General features: G+C 59.2%; 19 protein-coding genes. 11 read left to right on the top strand and 8 right to left on the bottom strand.

Annotated features, from left to right (window positions below; all coding sequences use genetic code 11):
* Positions 1-24 precede the first annotated feature (24 nt).
* Entirely contained in the window at positions 25-468 is a 444-nt protein-coding gene (locus tag EHN06_RS15395; RefSeq protein ID WP_127333419.1) for a YHS domain-containing (seleno)protein, read from the bottom strand.
* Positions 469-622: 154 nt separating this feature from the next.
* Between EHN06_RS15395 and EHN06_RS15390 the strand changes: the two genes are divergently transcribed.
* Positions 623-1,126, top strand: a complete 504-nt coding sequence (locus EHN06_RS15390; protein WP_127333418.1) for a Crp/Fnr family transcriptional regulator — start codon at positions 623-625, stop codon at positions 1,124-1,126.
* Between the two features lie 12 nt (positions 1,127-1,138).
* Here EHN06_RS15390 and EHN06_RS15385 read toward each other — a convergent pair whose 3' ends face one another.
* Positions 1,139-2,089: a GlxA family transcriptional regulator gene (locus tag EHN06_RS15385; RefSeq protein WP_127333417.1), complete on the bottom strand. Its 951-nt coding sequence runs from the start codon at positions 2,087-2,089 to the stop codon at positions 1,139-1,141.
* A 92-nt stretch (positions 2,090-2,181) separates the two neighbouring features.
* Between EHN06_RS15385 and EHN06_RS15380 the strand changes: the two genes are divergently transcribed.
* Positions 2,182-2,958, top strand: a complete 777-nt coding sequence (locus tag EHN06_RS15380; RefSeq protein WP_127333416.1) for an MBL fold metallo-hydrolase — start codon at positions 2,182-2,184, stop codon at positions 2,956-2,958.
* 22 nt (positions 2,959-2,980) lie between these two features.
* Here EHN06_RS15380 and EHN06_RS15375 read toward each other — a convergent pair whose 3' ends face one another.
* Both EHN06_RS15375 and EHN06_RS15370 read right to left on the bottom strand, forming a co-directional pair.
* Positions 2,981-3,826, bottom strand: a complete 846-nt coding sequence (locus EHN06_RS15375; RefSeq protein WP_127333415.1) for a DUF72 domain-containing protein — start codon at positions 3,824-3,826, stop codon at positions 2,981-2,983.
* A 39-nt stretch (positions 3,827-3,865) separates the two neighbouring features.
* Positions 3,866-4,891, bottom strand: coding sequence for an AraC family transcriptional regulator (locus EHN06_RS15370; protein ID WP_127333414.1), 1,026 nt, complete (start codon positions 4,889-4,891; stop codon positions 3,866-3,868).
* 150 nt (positions 4,892-5,041) lie between these two features.
* Here EHN06_RS15370 and EHN06_RS15365 point away from each other — a divergent pair, with 150 nt between their 5' ends.
* From EHN06_RS15365 to EHN06_RS15335, 7 genes are all read left to right on the top strand, one after another.
* Entirely contained in the window at positions 5,042-5,941 is a 900-nt protein-coding gene (locus EHN06_RS15365) for a fatty acid desaturase family protein (protein ID WP_127333413.1), read from the top strand.
* 94 nt (positions 5,942-6,035) lie between these two features.
* Entirely contained in the window at positions 6,036-6,419 is a 384-nt protein-coding gene (locus tag EHN06_RS15360) for a hypothetical protein (protein WP_127333412.1), read from the top strand.
* 19 nt (positions 6,420-6,438) lie between these two features.
* Positions 6,439-7,242, top strand: coding sequence for an SDR family oxidoreductase (locus EHN06_RS15355; protein WP_127333411.1), 804 nt, complete (start codon positions 6,439-6,441; stop codon positions 7,240-7,242).
* Positions 7,243-7,250: 8 nt separating this feature from the next.
* Entirely contained in the window at positions 7,251-7,634 is a 384-nt protein-coding gene (locus EHN06_RS15350) for a DUF2750 domain-containing protein (protein WP_127333410.1), read from the top strand.
* Entirely contained in the window at positions 7,634-8,638 is a 1,005-nt protein-coding gene (locus tag EHN06_RS15345) for an AraC family transcriptional regulator (protein WP_127333409.1), read from the top strand. Before EHN06_RS15350 ends, EHN06_RS15345 begins: the two co-directional genes overlap by 1 nt.
* Positions 8,639-8,731: 93 nt before the next feature.
* Positions 8,732-9,364, top strand: coding sequence for a sterol desaturase family protein (locus EHN06_RS15340; protein WP_127333408.1), 633 nt, complete (start codon positions 8,732-8,734; stop codon positions 9,362-9,364).
* 34 nt (positions 9,365-9,398) lie between these two features.
* On the top strand, positions 9,399-11,975 hold the full coding sequence (locus EHN06_RS15335) for a DUF2339 domain-containing protein (RefSeq protein WP_127333407.1): 2,577 nt from the start codon (positions 9,399-9,401) through the stop codon (positions 11,973-11,975).
* Between the two features lie 121 nt (positions 11,976-12,096).
* On the opposite strand, the gene EHN06_RS15330 is transcribed toward EHN06_RS15335, so the two are convergent.
* Entirely contained in the window at positions 12,097-13,575 is a 1,479-nt protein-coding gene (locus EHN06_RS15330) for a hypothetical protein (RefSeq protein WP_127333406.1), read from the bottom strand.
* Positions 13,576-13,646: 71 nt separating this feature from the next.
* Between EHN06_RS15330 and EHN06_RS15325 the strand changes: the two genes are divergently transcribed.
* Together EHN06_RS15325 and EHN06_RS15320 are read left to right on the top strand one after the other, a co-directional pair.
* Positions 13,647-14,174, top strand: coding sequence for a shikimate kinase (locus EHN06_RS15325; RefSeq protein ID WP_127333405.1), 528 nt, complete (start codon positions 13,647-13,649; stop codon positions 14,172-14,174).
* Positions 14,175-14,288: 114 nt separating this feature from the next.
* Complete coding sequence (locus EHN06_RS15320; RefSeq protein WP_127333404.1) at positions 14,289-15,128, top strand: alpha/beta hydrolase; 840 nt, start codon at positions 14,289-14,291, stop codon at positions 15,126-15,128.
* Between the two features lie 10 nt (positions 15,129-15,138).
* On the opposite strand, the gene EHN06_RS15315 is transcribed toward EHN06_RS15320, so the two are convergent.
* From EHN06_RS15315 to EHN06_RS21190, 3 genes are all read right to left on the bottom strand, one after another.
* On the bottom strand, positions 15,139-17,553 hold the full coding sequence (locus tag EHN06_RS15315) for a hypothetical protein (protein ID WP_127333403.1): 2,415 nt from the start codon (positions 17,551-17,553) through the stop codon (positions 15,139-15,141).
* A 3-nt stretch (positions 17,554-17,556) separates the two neighbouring features.
* Positions 17,557-18,291, bottom strand: a complete 735-nt coding sequence (locus EHN06_RS15310; RefSeq protein ID WP_127333402.1) for a protein-L-isoaspartate(D-aspartate) O-methyltransferase — start codon at positions 18,289-18,291, stop codon at positions 17,557-17,559.
* Between the two features lie 285 nt (positions 18,292-18,576).
* The gene (locus tag EHN06_RS21190; RefSeq protein ID WP_164735619.1) at positions 18,577-18,720 is read right to left on the bottom strand and encodes an alpha/beta fold hydrolase; all 144 of its coding nucleotides are present in this window, start codon (positions 18,718-18,720) and stop codon (positions 18,577-18,579) included.
* Positions 18,721-18,722 lie beyond the last annotated feature (2 nt).

Raw genomic sequence — 18,722 nt, 5'->3', positions numbered from 1 at the left:
CCCGCCCCGTGATCCAGTTGGTATTTACTCCAGCACCTGTGGCCAGTTCTTATCCGCCTGACGGATAAAGGCTTCGGTGTCTTTCAGCCAGCGGTTCTGCACGGATTCGTCGTAGTTAAGGAACAGGCGCCCGTCCCTGATGGCCCAGTGTTGTGGGTCGCCTTTTGCCAGATACCCCTGACTGACCGCCCAGGCACAATAGCCGCCATAAGCCGGAGCGTAGCGTTCGGGGGTTGCCTCGAAAAGAGCCAGGTTTTCCGCAGTTGAGAAACGCCAGGTGGCGCCCATGTATTCCGTGGTGTATTCCGTGGAGCCTTTGGTTGGCTCCCCTGTTTTGAAGTAGCTAACGGTGTCGTAACCGCCGGCGCCGGTATTGCTCAGCAGGCCCGTGTAAACCGGATCTTCATCCGCCAGCGCATGGCTTGCTGAGAACAGGCTTATAGTCATGAGAATCAGAATCTTGATCATACTCGTCCTCCGTGTTGAATCTATTGAGTAGGACAACGAGGGGCGGGATTTGTTACAGGTTAATATTGCTGGAGCAGAGCGTATTGTGGTTGGTGGAGACCAGTGCGGGCCGGGTCTATACTCAATACAGCAGGAACCACGAAGTAACAGATGTATGCGTGAGATTAATGCTCAGGAATTCTGGCAGGCGCAGGCTGCCGATTACTTTCGCGAACTTTCTACTTTTGGCGCTCTTCCGGACGAGGTGATACAGCGCCTACTGCAAAATGGGCGGGTGATCACGCTTAACGCGGGGGACGTGCTATACACCGTTGGCGAGCGCAGTGACGCTTTCTATATTATCCTCAGCGGTAAAGTTAATACTTATATGCCGCGGCACGACGGTGGTTGGACGCTCGCACGTTGCCATGAGCCGGGCGACGATATGGGGTTTGTGCCGATGATCGCTCTCCAGGACCGGCCTGCCAGTACAGAAGCTGAAGTCGACTCAGTGGTCCTTGAGATCAGTTGTGGCCAGTTCCTTGAGCTGCAGCGGCAGGAACCGGACGCCTTTGGCGTTATTCTGTTAAACCTTGTTCGCGGTATGGCCAGGGCAATCATCAGTATGGCTTCTGTTCTGGCGGAGCAGGACAATGAGCTGCATAAAACGTACGAGTAGCCTGGGCGCTACTTACCATCCTGTTTGCCCAAATTGCTGACGGTATTCCCGTGGTGTCATGCCGGAAACCTGCCTAAAGCTACGCCTCAGGCTGGCGTCGTCAGCGAAACCCAGGGTGTTGGCGATTACGCTGAGCGGTTGTTCCGAGCTGATCAGCCGGTCACCGACCTGGTTAAGCTTGACCAGTCTCATCAATTCACCACAGCGATACCCGCTTTCCCGTAGCACTCGACGCTGTAACGTGCGTGGGGAGGTTTTCATGGCATTTGCCAGTGCGGCAATCTTCTGCCGGCTGGCAGGTGTGTGTTCAATCCACTGGATCACCTTCCTTAACCAACCCCCGCGCTGGATCAAAAGTGGCAGTTCCTGAAAGGGTGTATGGCTGGTGGCAGGGCGAGGTAGCACCATATACCTTCGCACCTCTTCCACCATGGTGGTGCCCAGGTATTCCTCTAGTACCGCAAGTGCCAGGGGCAGATAGCCGTGCACGCCAGATGCCGTTGCGTGGGTGTCCGTGTATACCAGGGTTTGACCGGGCTTCCAGTGAATGTCGGGGAAATTGCTGCCGGCGCGGTCGCGGAGCCACCAGGTGGTGGTAGCTGGTAATCCGTCCAGCCTGTGGGTCTGGGCGGCCAGGCAGACACCTGTGCAGTAGCTCCACAGGCGGGTCGTTGTCGGCAGGCACCTGATGGCGGCGACAATCTTGGCGTCTTGGGGGGTGAGGACAGTGTCGGTATCGCGCCAGGCTCCGGGAATCACCAGAGCGTCGAGTGGCTGCTCACCAAGCGGTTTCGTTTCAAGAGATATGCCATTGGCGGTCCGAATGGTGCCTCCCTGTTCACTGACCCAGTCGAACTCGAAGGTTTTCCGGCCATTGCGCAGGCTGGCTGCCAACAGCAGATCAGAAAATCCGAAAAGGCCAGCCGGCAGGCAGTCAGGGTAAAGAAGAAGTCCAATTCGCATGTGGCAACTTGTGCAATATTAATGTCTTTAAGTGCCATAGTAGCAACCGCCTTGATGGAATCACAATGGAGTCTTTCATCTCGGAGGTTGTCATGCAGATTACTCAGTTGAGAAACGCCACGATCATCATCGCTCTTGGGGAATACCGGATTCTGGTGGACCCGATGCTGGCCCCGATGGGCGCTATCCCGCCGCTGAAATACGCAACACGACATCGCAGACGTAACCCGCTGGTTAAGTTGCCGGAGAACACTGATGCGTTGCTGGAAACTGTTACCCATTGTCTGATCACCCACTGTCAGAAGGGCCATTTTGATCATCTGGATCGTGCCGGCGCCAAATGGCTTCGCAGTGGCAAGGTACCGGTATTCTGCATGCAGGGCGATGCCGGGTTTCTGCGGAAAAAGGGGCTAATGGTGACAGAACTGGAAGCCGGTAAAACGCAGCCTTTCCTTGATGGATTGATCACTCCGATTCCCTGCATTCATGGAATCGGATTCGTGGGCCGCTTCATGGCGCATGGCTACGGTTACCATATAGAGTTTCCAGAGGAGCCCTCAGTCTATATTGCGGGGGATACGGTGCTTAGTGACGACGTTCGGCGGTGCCTGGTCAGCAGTCAGCCTGACGTCTCGGTAGTGCCCGCCGGCGGAGCCCGGTTCGATCTTGGTGAGGAAATCATCATGGGTGTGGAAGACCTGGAAAAAGTCACTCGTCTGACCAGCGGTGTAGTGGTGGCCAACCATCTGGAAGCTTTGGATCACTGTCCGGTCACCCGGGAGGAGCTCAGGGGACTGCGGGAACAAAAAGGTCTGGGGGATCGGTTGCGGATCCCGATGGACGGGGAAACTCTACAATTTCCCGCTTAAGTGGCTGCGATATCAACCCTGTCTAGAACAGCCCCATCTGGGGCAGTTCATCGTTCAGGTGCAGGGCGTTCACTTCTGGTGTCCGTTCACTCAATAGCTCATTCCAGAGCGCCGCCAAGGGCAGGGCATTGCCATTGTCCGGCATGTGCATAAAAACAAATGGCCGCTTCCCTTCTTCTATCCAGTCACCAACGCGTTCGACCCACGGAGCCAGAAAACGGCGGTTGGTCTGAAGGTCGGGATGGCCAATGTAGCGGATCACCGGGGGCGCTTCGGAAGGAAGCAGATGCACCGGGACTCGTGGCTTTTTGCGCTGGGCGTCACGGATTGATTCACTATCCGGGGGCGCTGCAAACAGTGCCCGGCTGTCAAAGCATACTCGTGCCAGATTTCGCTCGCGCAGGCCGCGGTTCAAGGCTTTTTCTGCTTCGCCTTTGCTGAAGAACGCATTGTGACGGACCTCGATTGTGCTGGTCAGGGGAGCTGGTAAGGCATCGACAAACCGCCAGAGATTATTCAGGTGTTCGGGGCCAAATGCCGCGGGAAGCTGAACGAGTAGGGGGCCAAGTACATCGTTCAGCGGGGCCAGGATGTCCAGAAAGTCCCGTATTTCAGAACCAGGCCCTGCGAGTAGACGATCGTGGGTGATCCGGCGTGGAAACTTGAACAGGAAGCGAAAGTTATCTGGAACCTGAGATCGCCACTGTCGGCACTGCTCCTGGGTGGGGGTGGCGTAGAAGGTAGTGTTGCCCTCGACACAGCTGAACACCTTGCTGTAGCGCTCAAGCGGGCTCTGACCGGGTGGCAGTTGTGAGTTCCAGGCAGGGTGTTGCCACTGCGGACAGCCGAGAAAATAAGGTTGTGTCATGGCCTGATCGATGGATGTGTATGAGTCTTTCCAGAGGTTTCAGAGTCTATCAAGGCGTTGGTTCTGGCGATACTCTCCCGGAGAGCAGCCCATCCAGCGCCGGAACGCACGGGTAAAACTGGCGGTATCGGTGTATCCGAGATGGATGGCAAGTTCCTCCAGTTTCATGTCGCTGCCATCGAGAAACTGCAGGGCAATTTGCCGGCGCTCTTCTTCCACCAGGGTTCGGAAACTGGTGCCTTCCTGGTCCAGCTTACGGCGCAGGCTGCGTGGTGACAGGGCCAGTGCCTGGGCTATTTCGTCCAGTGAGGCGACCAGACCCAGCGGACCATGCAGCTTTTGACGCACCTGACCCGCCAGGCCGCTGGTCTGTAAACGCTCCAGACGCCGCCGACACTGGTCATCCAGCATGCGGACAAGGTGCGCGTCGTAAGTGGACAGTGGCTGATCGGCGGCGTCGCTGTGGACCACAATGGCGTTTCTTGCACAGTGGTATGTCGGCGTGATGCCACACAACTGCCCGATGCGCTGAGCATGCTCGGGAGGTGCCCCCTGAAATTCCAGAGCAACGATATCGATACTGGCCAGGCTGAGTTCCTTCAGGAGATTGAACCCCGTGGCCAGGTCCCGCTCCAGAAGAAACTGGCGCAGATGATGGGGAATCGGTTGCGCATCCATTGCGACGCCGAAGCAGTTGGCTTCATCGATTCTGGATATTGTGCAATAGGCAGTACTTAGCGGAAGGTATCGCATGGCCCTGGCGATCGCCTCCCGCAGGGTCCGGCTGGTGCGCAGGGCAAAACCCCAGATCCCGAAGGTGGCAAGGCTGTATTGGAGGCCAAGCTGGAAGCCTAGCGCCGGGGTGTCAGGCAGGGCGAGGATCAGGTTTTCGATCAGCCGCATTTCCTGATCGCGGCTAATCAGCGCCTCCCCATCCAGCAAGTCCCGGTCGCTAATACCGGTGCCTAACAGGCAGGTATCCCGATCCACCCCCTGGCTGGCGGCAAAGTTGATCATGACCTGACTGATCGCAACCGGATGCAATGTGTTTTCAACGTTCGGCATGGTGGGAAGTCTACTCCGGCACCGTCATCTTGGACAGTCATCCCGCGCCCTGGCCATAAATGCCTGCCGAATGGCCACTGCGGTCCTGTCTGGCGGTCCTGGCGCTGAATAGACTGGCATTCGTACCCACGTTCAATCCGGAGATTGTCAATGTCACAGGATCTTGCTGTACTCAATAAACAGGCGATTGCATCCGCCAAACGCTATATGGGGCATGTGTCCTGGCCCACCGTCGTTCTGGTAGCCGCCGTGGTTGTCGGATTTGTGCTGAACCTGGCGCTGTTCGCTCGTGGGGTGATACCAGCCTGGGTGGCTTTGCCAGTCCTCGGGGCCCTGACCTACATGTCCTATACGCCGTTGCATGAAGCTGTACATGGTAATATCCATGGCGGGCAGGAGTCGTTGAAGTGGCTGAACGACCTCTGCGGTTACCTGGTGGCGCCCATGATCGCGATACCCTACGCATCACACCGGGTGGAACACTTTACTCATCACCGTTACACCAATCAGCCGGACAAGGACCCGGATTATATCGTCAGCGGGATGGGCAAGGGGGTGATTCCCGCTGTGGTCACGGTGATCAAATTCCTCTGGGTTCAGAACAGTTTTTTCGTCAAGCAGCACTGGGGGACGGCGTCATTGAAGGATCGCGCCATCTATTGCCTGGAGGTGCTGGTGTCTGTGGGGTGGCGAGTGGCGTTTGTGGTGGCGGTCGATCAGCCCGGGACTCTCAGCGTTATCCTGTTGGGCTACCTGCTGGGCGGTTTCTTCACCGCTTACTGGTTTGCCTATCGCCCACACATTCCCTATCAGGACCCAAAACGCTACCGCAACACGAACAGTCTGATCATGCCGACGTGGATGAAGCCGCTGGAGTGGTTCTGGCTCGGCCAGAACCTGCATTCCATCCATCATCTGTTCCCGCGCGTGCCGTTTTACCGGTATCACGCCCTGCACCGGGATATCGAACCCATACTGCGCGCCCATGGCACCCCCATCGTGGGCATCTTCAGCCGTCAACCGGTGGAGGCAGGTACTCAACGCCCCTGACAGGGAATGAGTGAGTCCCGGGACTGCTGGCTTGGCTCGGGGGTAGAAGACCTTTATGATCCGGGACTCACGTCATCAAACTGGAAACCCGTCTATGAAGTTCCCCAAAGCGACCGTCATACTGGTTTCAGCAGCGCTGATTTTCGTCGTATGGGAACAATTCCGCGACCAGCCGGATCCCGTTAATTCTGCCCGGTTCAAGAATCTGGCCGCCAACCCGGCAGAGCGTAGCGAAGTGGTTGACTGGGTGGTCACCCAAATCCCCGTGCTTTGTGAAGAGGCCTCTGGTGGGGGAGAGGGGCGCGCGACCTATTCTGAATGCGTTGAGCGTGGTGAATCCCGAACGTCTACATGTCGGCGCAAGATCTACGACGCGTTCCCGGGTGTTATCGCCTCTGATTCGGTGTTTCGGGATGTGTCGATCACCATGATGAATTGTCTGGTGCCGCGTTCCGGACTCATCGACCCTCAGCAATAACAATAAAAGAGGAATGTGTATGCCGACTCAAACCATCTGGATTACCGGAGCATCCTCGGGCATTGGCGAGGCGTTGGCCGTCCGCTTCGCCCGGGACGGTGCCCGCCTGGTGCTCTCTGCCCGGCGGGAAAGTGAACTGGAGCGGGTGGCCGCGCGATGCCGGGAGGCGGGTCTTGAGCAAGACCAGGTCCTGGTGTTACCGCTGGATGTGACGGACTGGGAAGGATTGCCGGGTACGGTGCGACGCGTGCTCGATACCTTTGGGGGCATTGACCTTCTGGTCAATAATGCCGGCGTGTCCCAGCGTTCGTTGTGCAAGGATACCGATATGTCGGTCTATCAGACATTGATGGATGTGGACGTGATGGGACAGATTGCGCTTACCAAAGCGGTACTGCCGCACATGCTGGAGCGTGGTAGTGGCCACCTTGCAGTGACCGCCAGTGTGGCAGGCAAGGTGGGCGTGCCTCAGCGCACGGGGTATTGCGCCGCCAAGCACGCCGTCATGGGCTTCTTTGACGCCTTGCGCGCGGAAGTGGAAGATCAGGGTATTCACGTTTCAACGATCACCCCGGGCTTTATCCGGACGGATATCTCCCGCAATGCCCTGGCCGGTGACGGCAGGGCCTTCGGTCAGGAGGATGACGATATCGCCGGTGGCATGGATGTAAACAAATGCGCCGATGTGATTTTCAAGGGGCTCACAGCGAAGAAGCGGGAAATCCCGGTCGGCAAGGGCAAAGAAATGGCTGCACTCTGGATCAAGCGGATTTCACCGAATGCGCTGTTCCGGATTATCAAGATGCGGAACGGAAAAAGTTGAGTGACCCTATGAACAATGACGAGCTAAAGAGAGTTCTCGAATCAGACGGCGAAGAACGCTACGACTACTTCCTGAGCCAGGTGCTTGAAGAGCGTGAGATCTGGATTCTGGTGAATGCAGAGAATCGCTTTCTGAAAATTGTGTCTGACGATGGCGAAGTGGAGCACCTGCCGGTCTGGCCCAGCAAGGCCTTCGCGGCAGAGTATGGTAAAGATTCCAGTGATCTCACTCCGAAAAGCATTTCCCTGCCGGATTTCTTCAGGAAATGGGTGCCGGGTTTAACAAAGGATGGCCTGGATATCGGGGTGTTTCCCGGCCGGGATAAAACCCTGTGGATAACGGAGCCGGAAGAACTGAAGCGTGACCTGCAGGATGAATTGTCGAGTTTCTGATGGCTGAGAAAAGCGATAACGGCATTTTTCTCCTGATGACCTACCAGGCGATGAGCCGGGCCGGGCTGGATTGTGCCGCTATTTTCGCCAGCGTTGGCATGCCCGACGAGCCACCTGACCAGCAGTTGCGACGGAAGAACTCGCCCCAGCATCAGTTCTGGTCCGCCGCGGAGAAGGTCAGTGGTGACCCGGACATCGGTTTGCGTATTGGCGACCTGATGCCGCCATTCCGAGGCCAGGTGATTGAATACCTGTTTCTGAGTAGCCCTACCTTTGGCGATGGACTTGAACGTTGCATTCGCTATCACCGTTTGCTGACAGATGCCTTGCAGTTCAGCCTGCGGGTGGAAGAAGATGTGGCCGTACTCGCCGGCCTGGAACACCCGGTGCGTCACTATCTGGAGTGCGCCACCAGCGTGATTCTTCGCTTCCTGCGGCATGTGTCCGAGGGGCATTTTCAGCCCCGGGAAATCTGGTTCACCCATCAGGATGGCGCTGCGGCGGAAACCTACGAGCGGGTTTACCAGTGTCCGGTGCGGCTCGGCATGCCAGAAGGCGTGATTCGCTTTGAGCCCGACGTGCTGTCCAGGAGTTCCCTGACGGCCGAACCGGAATTGCTGGCGATCCATGAGGATCTGGCGAACGCCAAAATGGCGGACCTTTGCCGCAGGGATTTCTTCTACCGGATTGAGAACGAGCTCGGCAGCTTGCTGGAGCAGGGCACCGTGTCCCTGGACACACTCGCGATGCAGATGGGCATGTCCCCCAGGAGCCTGCGTTCGGAGCTCAGTAAAGCGGGCACCAGTTACAAGGAGGTGCTGGCGGGCTTCCGGGAGAAGCTTGCCCGGCGGTTGTTGGCTCGAACACAAGAACCGATTGACCAGATTATTTACCTGACCGGGTTTTCCGAACCCGCTGCCTTCTCCCGGGCGTTCAAGCGCTGGACTGGCGAAACTCCAACGGCTTACCGATCTCGCAAGCAGCAACAGAATCCCGACATTTGATCGAGGTGACGCTTCGCCGGCTACGCAGGATCAAAGAGGCTGGGGCAACCTGCGGCATGATAGATCCAACGAAGCAACGAGTGAGGATTGATCATGCTGGGTTTTCCAATTGCGATTCTGGGCGCCAACGCCTTTGAGTGGTACGCACACAAGGTCTGGCTGCATGAGTACCCGTCAAAGCATCGTAATGCACCGTTTTTCACCCACATCCGCCACCACAAGCGGGCACGACTGAACCAGTTTGAGGATGAGAGCTATCGCGAGTCCATGTGGCGGGATCAGGAGATGTTCAACGAGAAAACTGCCCTGATAGGCCTGTGTGTAGTATCGACCACGGTATTGCCCGTAGCACCGTTCTTTACCCTGGGTGCTTATTACAGTGCCTGGCAGTATTGGTCCAAACACAGTAAGGCGCACCTGGATCCCGAGTGGGCAAAGCAGAACCTGCCGTGGCATTACGACCATCACATGAATTCCAATCAGAATGCCAATTGGTGCGTCACCCGCCCCTGGTTCGACTACATTATGGGAACGCGTATTATTGGGGATCCTGAGATCGCTGAGTCGAATCCTTTGGGTATGAACCTGCCAGGCTGGCTGGAACGACCGGTAAATCGTGTCGCCCGGCGAGTGTTGCCCAAGGCATTCCGGCGCCTCGATGAGAACCGGCTTGAAGAAAGCCAGCGACAGGCGAAGGGACAAACGACTGAGATAGTAGCGGCTTGAGGATTGTTGATGGTGGAGAGACAGGGAGAAGGACTTGGAAGCATTACTCATCGTTCTGGTTGCCGGCATTGTTTTATTTGTTCCCGTCGGTTCCGTCCTTGGACTTCTCGCCTTTCGGCAACGTAGTGCGCAATCCGCCCGCATCGAATCGCTGGCGCGGGAGATATCGGAGTTGCGGGAGGAGGTTGGCCACCTGAGACGTCAGATGACGCCAGAGGGGGATGTGCCAGCGTCGCAACATGAAGAACCTGTAGAGCCTGCCCCTGTTGAACAGGCGCCAGTACCGCAAGACGTCGGAGCAGCCGACTCCAGATCAACTGATTGGATCGAGCAGGCGCCGCCGGTGGTGCACAGTAAACGATCGGAGCCGGACCGTGTTTCCCGCCTTACCGCCGCCCTGAAAGAAAACTGGATGGTCTGGCTTGGTGGCCTGAGCGTGTGCCTGGCCGGCATTTTCATGGTCAGCCATTCCATCAGTGCCGGGCATATCGGACCGGTCCAGCAACTGTTGCTCGCTCTGTTCACGGGGCTTGCCCTGCATGCTGGCGCAGAGTTCCTTCGTCGTCGCAATCGAGGGGCGGAGCAGGTATTTGCCGCGTTGGCGGGCGGTGGAAGCATTACCCTGTATGCGGCGTTACTTGCCGGTGTTCACCATTATGAGCTGATCAGCCCGCTGACCGGCCTGGTGGGGCTTGCGGCGGTCTCGCTGGGCACCATGGTGCTGGCTCTGGTTCATGGCCCGTTGCTGGCCATCATGGGGCTGAGTGGCGCCTATCTGGTGCCCCTGCTGATCGGGGGGGAGGACGGCAGTGTGGCCTTTGTGCTGTCGTACAGCTTCCTGATTACCCTCAGTTCGTTGTTGTTAATGCGCTATGTTTTTCGTGACTGGCTGTGGTTTGCCACCCTGGCCGGCGCGCTGTTGTGGTGGCTGGTTACCCTGTCCTCGGCCCCGGTTGGGGCTGCGACGGCCTGGTATATTGCGGGACTGTTTGTGGCCTTCGCGAATCTGCAGGGTAACCGGCAGGCAGGAGCGCCACGCCTGCGGGAAACGCTGCTCGCGCTGTCGGCCCTCTGGGGCTTGTCGATCGCTGACCAGCCCGCTGACAGTCCGTTGTTCTGGAGTTGGTTGCTTATCCTGCCGGTAGCCGCACTGGTGCCACAAAGCCGTGGGGTATTCTGGTACCTGCCCTGGGCGGCGGTGGCGGCCAGTGCCGCCGGTTGGCTGGCTTATCTGGTTCGTGACGTGGCAGATCGTGTGTATCTGGAGCAGATGCCGGTGGCGCATCAGGGCGGTTTCCTCTCCTACCTGATTGCCGCCGCGATCCTGACCCTTGGGCTCGGTCTGTGGCACTGGGTGCGTGACCCGGATCGCCGTCGCTGGGCATCGCTCACGCTGCTCTCACCGGTGGTGTGGCTGACCCTGGGCTGGTTGTTGCTGCACGGCTACGGTACGTCCTCCATGTGGGCGGTTGGCACATTGTTGCTTGGCGGTTTGTACGGTGCCCTGGCCTGGCTGATGGAAGGCCGTGAGCGCTATCGTATGGGGGTGGTCTGGGCCATCCTGGCCGCGCATGTCAGTTACTCGCTGGCGGCGGTAATGGTGTTCCGCGAAGCCTCACTCACGCTGGCGTTGTCCGTTCAGTTCATCAGTCTTACCTGGCTGGCGCGCCGCTATGAGATGCCGGAACTGTATCTTCTGCTTAAAATCGCGCTGGCGCTGGTGGTGGCGCGGCTGACCTTCAATCCATGGTTGCAAAGCTACGATGCCAGTGTGCACTGGTCACTGTGGACCTACGGTGGCGCGACCCTGTGTGCGGCGGTGGCCACCTGGATCGCAAACCGGAATCACAGCATCCGCCCCTGGCTGGAAGGGGCGACGCTGCACCTTCTGGTGTTATTCCTGGGGTCGGAGATGCGCTACTGGCTCTACGATGGCAACATCTTCGCCCATGAGTACAGCTTCACCGAGGCAACGATCAACACACTGCTCTGGGGTGGACTCAGCGTTACCTATACGGTTCGCGCCAAGGCCAGTGAATCCCTGGTCTGGCTCTACCGGCTGTTTGCATGGATTCTGCTCGGTCTTTCCTGCCTGAGTTATCTCACGCTGGTGACGGTGCACAACCCCTGGTGGGGTGGCAGTGCCATTGGCGATACGGCGATCTTCAATATCCTGTTGCCTGCCTACGGCGGACCGGTGCTGCTGGCACTGATTGCCAGTCGGTTCCCGTCGCTGGCTCCGAGATTCTGGTCACTGTGCGTGGCGGCTGCGAGTTTTTTGTTGTTCACAGTGCTGGAGATTAGACAGCTCTGGCAGGGCAGCGAAATGGGGCTGTCGTTCGGGATCAGCGAGGGTGAACTTTACAGTTACTCCGTTGTGGGCATGCTGTACGCCATTGCCGCAATCATCTATGCCACCGGACGCAGTAATACGGTGTTGTACAAAGCCGGTATGGCCTTGTTGGGGCTGGTTATAGGCAAGATCTTCCTGATTGATATGGCCGGTCTGCAAGGCCTGTGGCGGGTGGCCGCCTTTATGGGATTGGGACTTGCACTGTTGGGATTGGCGTGGCTCTACCGAAAAGCTCAGGGGGCTCCGGAGCGTGGTTAGGTAGCCCGGCAGCGGCAGGCGGTCAATTAACGGTCATATTCCTGAAACGCCCGTTTTATGGCCCTTGGGAGTACCTTTCCTTACGTTGCTAACACAGTTATCCACAGATTCTGTGGGCAACTTATTCCCTGACTGGCTCGAAGTAGCGTTCGAGCAAGTCCGGATCGTCGAAATGGCGCTTGCCGATAAACGCGGTGGCGTGGTGGCCCCATTGGCGCATGGCCCCGGGTGAGACTACGCCGGTGTTCCAGAGCAGGAATCGCTCCAGGCGTTGTGTGCCGGCCACCAGGCCGTTGGGCAGGAACAGGCTGCGGTATCTGCCGGTATTGTCCGGTATCGCCCTGAGCCGGTCATAGTGGATAAGTTGGTAAGGTGTTGTCTCTTTTGTCAGATCCGGAGGAGTTCCAAACTTCACATTGGTGACGTAGTGAGTACCACTGGCCAGTTGCACCACGGGGCGGGACATATCCCTGTGGCTGGCCGGCGGTTCAAGAGGCAATACTGTCATGATCTCGTCCCCCACTGCGCCGGGTTTGAGCCGGAGGCGGTCCGACAGCGGATACCATTGGTGATAGCAGCCACAAGGGTGGACGCTGTCATACATCAGGACCTCACCATTTTCGTCCAGGGTGATGCGCCACATCAGTCCATCCAGCCGACCGCCGTAAATATCCAGGGGGTGGGGCTTGGGACGTTCATCGAACCAGAACACATAGACCAACTGCGGCAGCCATTGGTTCTGCCAGCGAACCTGAGTGACCAGCGTATACGCTCGGGCGGGTGGTTCTACCACCCACTGGCTGTCTTGCCACCGGGGGGTTCCCGGCCGGTCATAGGATTTGTCGCTTGCCATGATCAGGTGAGGAGCGTGATAGGCCAGCAGTTTTTCGGCATCTTCCTGTGGAAACACCGGCAACCCAAGACGGTCCCGGGACTGCTCATGGCGTAAAATGGGCGCTACTTGTGCAGGATCCGGTGCCGGTAACTCTGGTGCGAACTGACGGGCACCGGAGTTGTCAGCCTGAGCGCCAAACTGTTTCACCTGTGACGCCTGGAGTCCGCGGACCTGATGAGCCAGTATGGGCCGCATCAGGGGATAGGCGCCAATGGTGCGGCGCCAGTCCAGATAGGCATCCGGCACCTGCACGTTGGATACAAGGTCCGCCCACTGGCGCGAATCGGTCGCCAGCGCAGCCAGCTGTTGTCTGGCGCAGTGCATCAACCAGCCGGGGTCAAACATATGACGTTTTTTTAGCCGGGCGAGTCGGACACGCAACGCCCGCTCCCCGTTGTATAGTGCATGGTGTAACCAGTCATGGCGTTCCGGGGGCGTGAGGGCAGGCAGGTCAAAATCGGCCAGCGTCCGATCAACTCGCAGGTAAGGGTAGCCGGGAACCGGATTTCCCTGGGCATCCTCAATGCCGACCTGTTGCAGTTGCCGCTCAACATCCTGCCAGGCTATGGTGCAGGCTTCGCTGGTCAGGGGCATCACCGGTGGTGTGGCTGGTTGGCCGGCACAGCCGCCAAGTAGCCACGCCATCACCATCAGGGTCAGGAGGTTGCAGTTGAACGCCTGGTGCGGCCTACGGAGTTTGAGCATTTGCCTGGCTGCCTCGGGTGTCTCTAGCGCTATTGACCCCGGGGCGGTTTGGAAGTTTCAGGAGGACAATAATGAGTAGCAGTATACCCACCAGCAATATCATCATGACCGGCATGCCGGGCAGCGGTAAAAGTACCGTAGGTGTTTTGCTGGCCAAACGACTCGGGCTTGGCTTCGTCGACACCGACCTGCTGATCCAGCAACACGCCGGTTGCACGCTGCAGGACATCGTGGACAACCAGGGCTACCAGGCATTGAGGGCCGTCGAGGAAGACGTCCTGCTCAAGCTGGATGTGGAACAGCACGTCGTTTCCACGGGGGGCAGTGCCGTCTATAGCGCGAAGGCAATGGAACATCTCAAGAAGAATGGCGTGGTGGTGTTCCTGGATATTCCGCTGGATCTGGTCACCAAGCGCCTGGGGGATTTCAGCCTGCGTGGCATCTCACGCCGGCCGGATCAGTCCCTGGAAGAGCTGTTTGAGGAACGCTTTGAACTTTATAGCCGTTATGCGGATATCACTGTTTCCGGTGTCGGGCGGGATCAGGATGAGGTGTGCGAGGCGGTAGTCGAGGCCCTGGAAACGCAGCTTTCCTCTTGATTTGCTGTTCATTGAACAGCAATGAGCGTCTCGCAGTCATCTTCTCTTGTTGTCGTATGAATGGGGCATCAGGGCAGGCAAAGGATGGGACAAAACGAACCCCGGAGGGGATTCATGGGAATGCTGGCGAGCGTTGTGCTGATAGCAGTGGGGGTCTATCTGGCGCTATTGTTGTTGCTTTTCCTGATGCAGTCACGTCTCCTTCATCTTCCTGGCGTGCCGGGGCGGTCTCTGGATGCCACTCCTGCAGCAATCGGCCTTAACTGGGAGGAGGTAACACTGAGTGCCGCCGATGGTGTCAAGCTACATGGCTGGTACCTGCCGGCGCCGCAGGCCGAGCACCGCACTGTTGATCGTACTGTGTTGTTCCTCCATGGCAACGCCGGCAATATCAGCCATCGTCTCGAAAGCCTGGAGATCTTTCACGAACTGGGCCTGGCGACACTGATTATTGACTACCGTGGTTATGGCCGCAGTGAGGGCAAGCCGTCGGAAGCCGGCCTGTATCGTGATGCGGACGCGGCCTGGCACTACCTGGTGGAGGACCGCAAGATCCCGCCGCAGCGGGTGATCGTTTTCGGCCGCTCCCTGGGCGCCGCAGTGGCCGCACATTTAGCGGCTGAGCGACCGTTGGGCGGCCTGATCCTCGAATCCGCCTTCACGTCGGTACCGGATCGTGGAGCGGAGCTCTACTCAATCTTCCCTATTCGGCTGCTGGCCCGTATTCACTACCCTACGGCCGAATGGGTCACGCAGGTCAGGGCGCCCGTGTTGGTCATCCACAGCGAAGAGGATGAGCTCATTCCCTTCCACCACGGAGAGGCGGTTTACCAGGCGGCACCGGAGCCAAAGCAATTCCTGCAAATTCAGGGCGACCACAATTCCGGTTTTATCCTCAGCCGTCCGGTGTACATGGAGGGTTTGGCGCAATGGTTCGAAAGCCTGTCGCCATAGCGGATGAGCTTCATACAGCGGCGGTTCTTCCAGGTGGGTCTGCAAGCCGGCTTCCCAGAATGGCAGCGGCCAGGTAGCAGATGCTTGCACACCCCATCAACACCGTGAATCCCCAGTGCATGGCGATCAGCACCGCCGCCAGTGACCCGATGACGCTGGTAAAGCCGTTGATGCCCCAGGCCCAGGCGATGGTGGACTCGCCGGCGGCGCGAACGCGAAGCATACCCTGGGGCAGGGCGCAGCCCATGGGAAAGGCGATGGCGAAGACCGCGGCAGAGATAAAGCCGGCGCGGGCCGCGAACGGCCAGTCCGCGGCAATCTGGAAACCATGGGCGAACAGGCCCATAAACAGGGGCGCGAGGCCGGCAGGCAGGAGCAGCCAGCCGACTAGTGCACGGTTGGTCAGCCGCCGCCGGCCCAGCCAATAGCTGCCCATACCGGCACCAACAAGCATGGCGGCGACCACAATGCTGAATGCACTACTGGTAGCATCAAGCAGCAAGGTGCTCTTTTGCAGCAGGCCGATCTCAACAAACATGAAGCCCAGGCCCAGGGCACTGAAATAAAGGCCGGTGGGGAGTCTTCGTGCCCGGTTCACGTGCATGGTGTCCCGGCGGATAAAGGCCAGGGGAGCAATAACGGCCGTCAGGGCCAGCCCGGTGCCGATCAACAGTGCGGCCCAGTGCAGCAGGTAGCCCCAGCTCAAGTGGGCTCGCCAGGTTGGCCCGAAGCTCTCGCGTAACGTGGCCAGGCCCTGGTGGCGGAAAAATTTGTCGAAGAACGGACTGTCGTCGGTGGTGGGCCGGACGTCGAAGGCATAGTTCTCCTGAAAGGTCGTTGCTTCGCCCTCAAGGAGCGCCTTGAAAGGGGCATAGAGACCGCCGTTTCGCCGATGATGAAAGCGATTCGTGTCCGTCTCCTGGAGCCCTGGCAGTGCCACCAGGTCGAACCGCCAACGCTCGGCGAAGGCACGCAGCGCCCGTTGCCGGTTCTCGTTGATGGGGGCCTGGGTGACGAGCAACACGAGGTTGCGCCAGTCCCGAATCGCCGCAATGTGCCCGGAGGGGGGCTTGCCCAGCTCGCGTAACGCGCGTGTTGCGGTCGCGGCCAGCCGCAGGCTGTGTTGGGGCATGGCCTTGATGTCGGTCACGATGGCATAGACACCGGTCTCGCTCACATCGGCCAGTACTTCCCGGAAGGCTTCCACCGTGGTGTCGTAGCTTACGGTACCCGCTGCAAGCCCGGCTTCCGGCGCGGAGAGGGTCAACATGACGACATCGAATTTGCCTGAATGAGCAGCATGGAACCGCCGCGCGGTCATCGGTACCAGTTCAACGCCGACAGGCAGGTAGGGGCGTGCCAGGACTGTGGCGGCGGCACCGGTGAGCAGACGGCGCAGGGCGGCGTTTTCCTCGCTGGCCTGGATGCGTTCCGGGTCATGGGATGTGGCAACCCAGGCCTGCCAGCCGCCACCCAGTGAATGCAGCAGCACCGTGGGCTGTGGTGGTGCCAGGTGAAAGGCAGCGCTGGAGATGACCGATTGCATCAACGGTGGCGGCGTTGCCACGTCCAGCAAGGGCGTGCCACCGTCGCCGTCAGAAAACAGCCGCGCCTGGGGCGGGGCGTTCGCGGTTGAAGCGATACTTAGCCCCGGCGCGCCGTGAAGACCGGGGGCCTCCAGCACCGTCAGGCGGGTGTCGGGGGTGTCCCGTTCCCAGAGAATCTGCGCATCGCGGGTGTTCAACTGGACGGACAGCTCCTTGTACTCAGCGGGTTGAACGAGCAAGACGTTGAGGTTGTAAATAGCCGCCAGAATGCCCACCAGACCGACGCCGATGGCCCTGTTCAGGGCAGACGCCCGGGCCAGGACCACGGCTATCGCCGCCGCCAGGGATAACAGGATCAACAGGTTTTCCAGGGCCATCACGTGCAGGGCAAGCGGTACGCTCAGGGCGCCAGCGGCACTGCCGATCAGGTCGGCGGCGTAAAGTTGGCCAATGCGTGCCGACCAACAAATGAAGCACGTAGTGACAAACAGCGCGCCCAGGAAGAAAGCGGGCAGGAAACAGGCAACGTAGAGGCCAAACCCCACCAGTTCCTCCGGACGCCAGGCCAGTGCCGGCAGCGTCATGTCGATGCGTCCGGACACGACCACGCTGATCGGCAGGGCCAGGGTGAAGCCGGCGGCGGATACCGTGAGCCAGGCTGCGCCGTGGCGCCGGATGGTGTCGGCGAACAGGCTCGCAAAGGCGCCAGCGGCTCCGAAACCGAGCAGGCCCAGAGCGATGATCACTGATGCGAGGTGATGCAGGTGCTGTATCGCGATGATGCGGGTGAGCGCTACCTCAAAGCCGACGATTCCGGCGGCCACCAGGCCCAGCGACAGGAGCAGGGTTCGATGGGGTGGGGCGTCGGCGGGTTGCATGGGTCAGCGTAGGGAGTTGCTGGTCAGAGGTACAAACCGGACCGGTAACAGGCTCTCGGTGGTGGTTTCGCCGGTCTGGTCTTTGGTTACCAGCATCAGGGTCTGCGCCCCCCAGCGGGGGCCAACGGGAATGACCATCCGTCCATCGGGCTTGAGCTGTTGCAGCAGTGGCGGTGGAATATGCGCTGCGGCCGCAGTCACCAGGATGCGGTCAAACGGGGCCTGCTCTGGCCAGCCATAATAGCCGTCACCTTGTCGTGTCCGGATGCGGTTATAGCCCAGGTTGGCCAAGCGCTGCTGGGCATCCCGGGCCAGGGGCTCGATGATTTCGATGGTATAAACCTGGTCCGTCAGTTGCGCGAGAATGGCCGCCTGATACCCCGAGCCGGTACCCACTTCCAATACCTTGTGGGTGGCGTCCACATCGGCCAGTTGTGTCATCAGGGCAACAACCGTCGGTTGTGAGATGGTCTGGCCATGACCAATGGGTACGGGTTTGTCCAGGTAGGCCTCGTCCTGGAGCCCGTCTGGAACAAAACGGTGCCGCGGTACGCGCAGCATGGCCGCGCGGACGTTCGGGTCGTCGATCATCAGGTCGGGCGCGACACCGCGCAGGGACTGAACCAGCGCTTGCCGTTCCGCCTGTCGGTCCGGGTCGGCCAGGGCCAGAGGTGCCTGGCTTAGGGCCACACAGGCGCCCAACCACATCAGGATCAATGCGTAGACGCTTCGGCTCATTACAGGCAAGAGCAGGCACGGATGGCCGCACCGGCTCGATGCTCCCTAGAAGTGAAGCACCTGCGGGTGAACCAATCGGTCGTAATCCTGGTAGCTCACCGCATTGCTGTCGAGAAATTCTCGGAGTTTCTGGCTGATCATGGCATTACCCCCCCCCCTCACCGTAGTGAAAGTTCCATGACATCTTCCTTACCAGTCTAGCACGCCAACCCGACCCTGCCGGTAGCAGTATTCCCGCGTCACGAAATCGTGCGTGTTCCGGCAGGGCAGGCCAAAGGGAAGAGGCTACGGGCCGGCCGGTTCCTCGGTGGCGGACTCGAGCAGGAAACGGGTGAATTCCTGCTGGAATCGCAGGGGTTCGTCCAGCATGGGTATGTGGCCTGAATTCTCGAATATCACCAGCCGGGACTGGGGGATCAGGCCTTGCATGG

Origin of the sequence: Marinobacter sp. NP-4(2019) (assembly GCF_003994855.1) — a bacterium.
In the GTDB taxonomy this organism is placed as follows: Bacteria; Pseudomonadota; Gammaproteobacteria; order Pseudomonadales; family Oleiphilaceae; genus Marinobacter.
The sequence above is the reverse complement of the archived record's forward strand: the minus strand, read 5'-3'. Positions and strand labels throughout refer to the sequence as shown.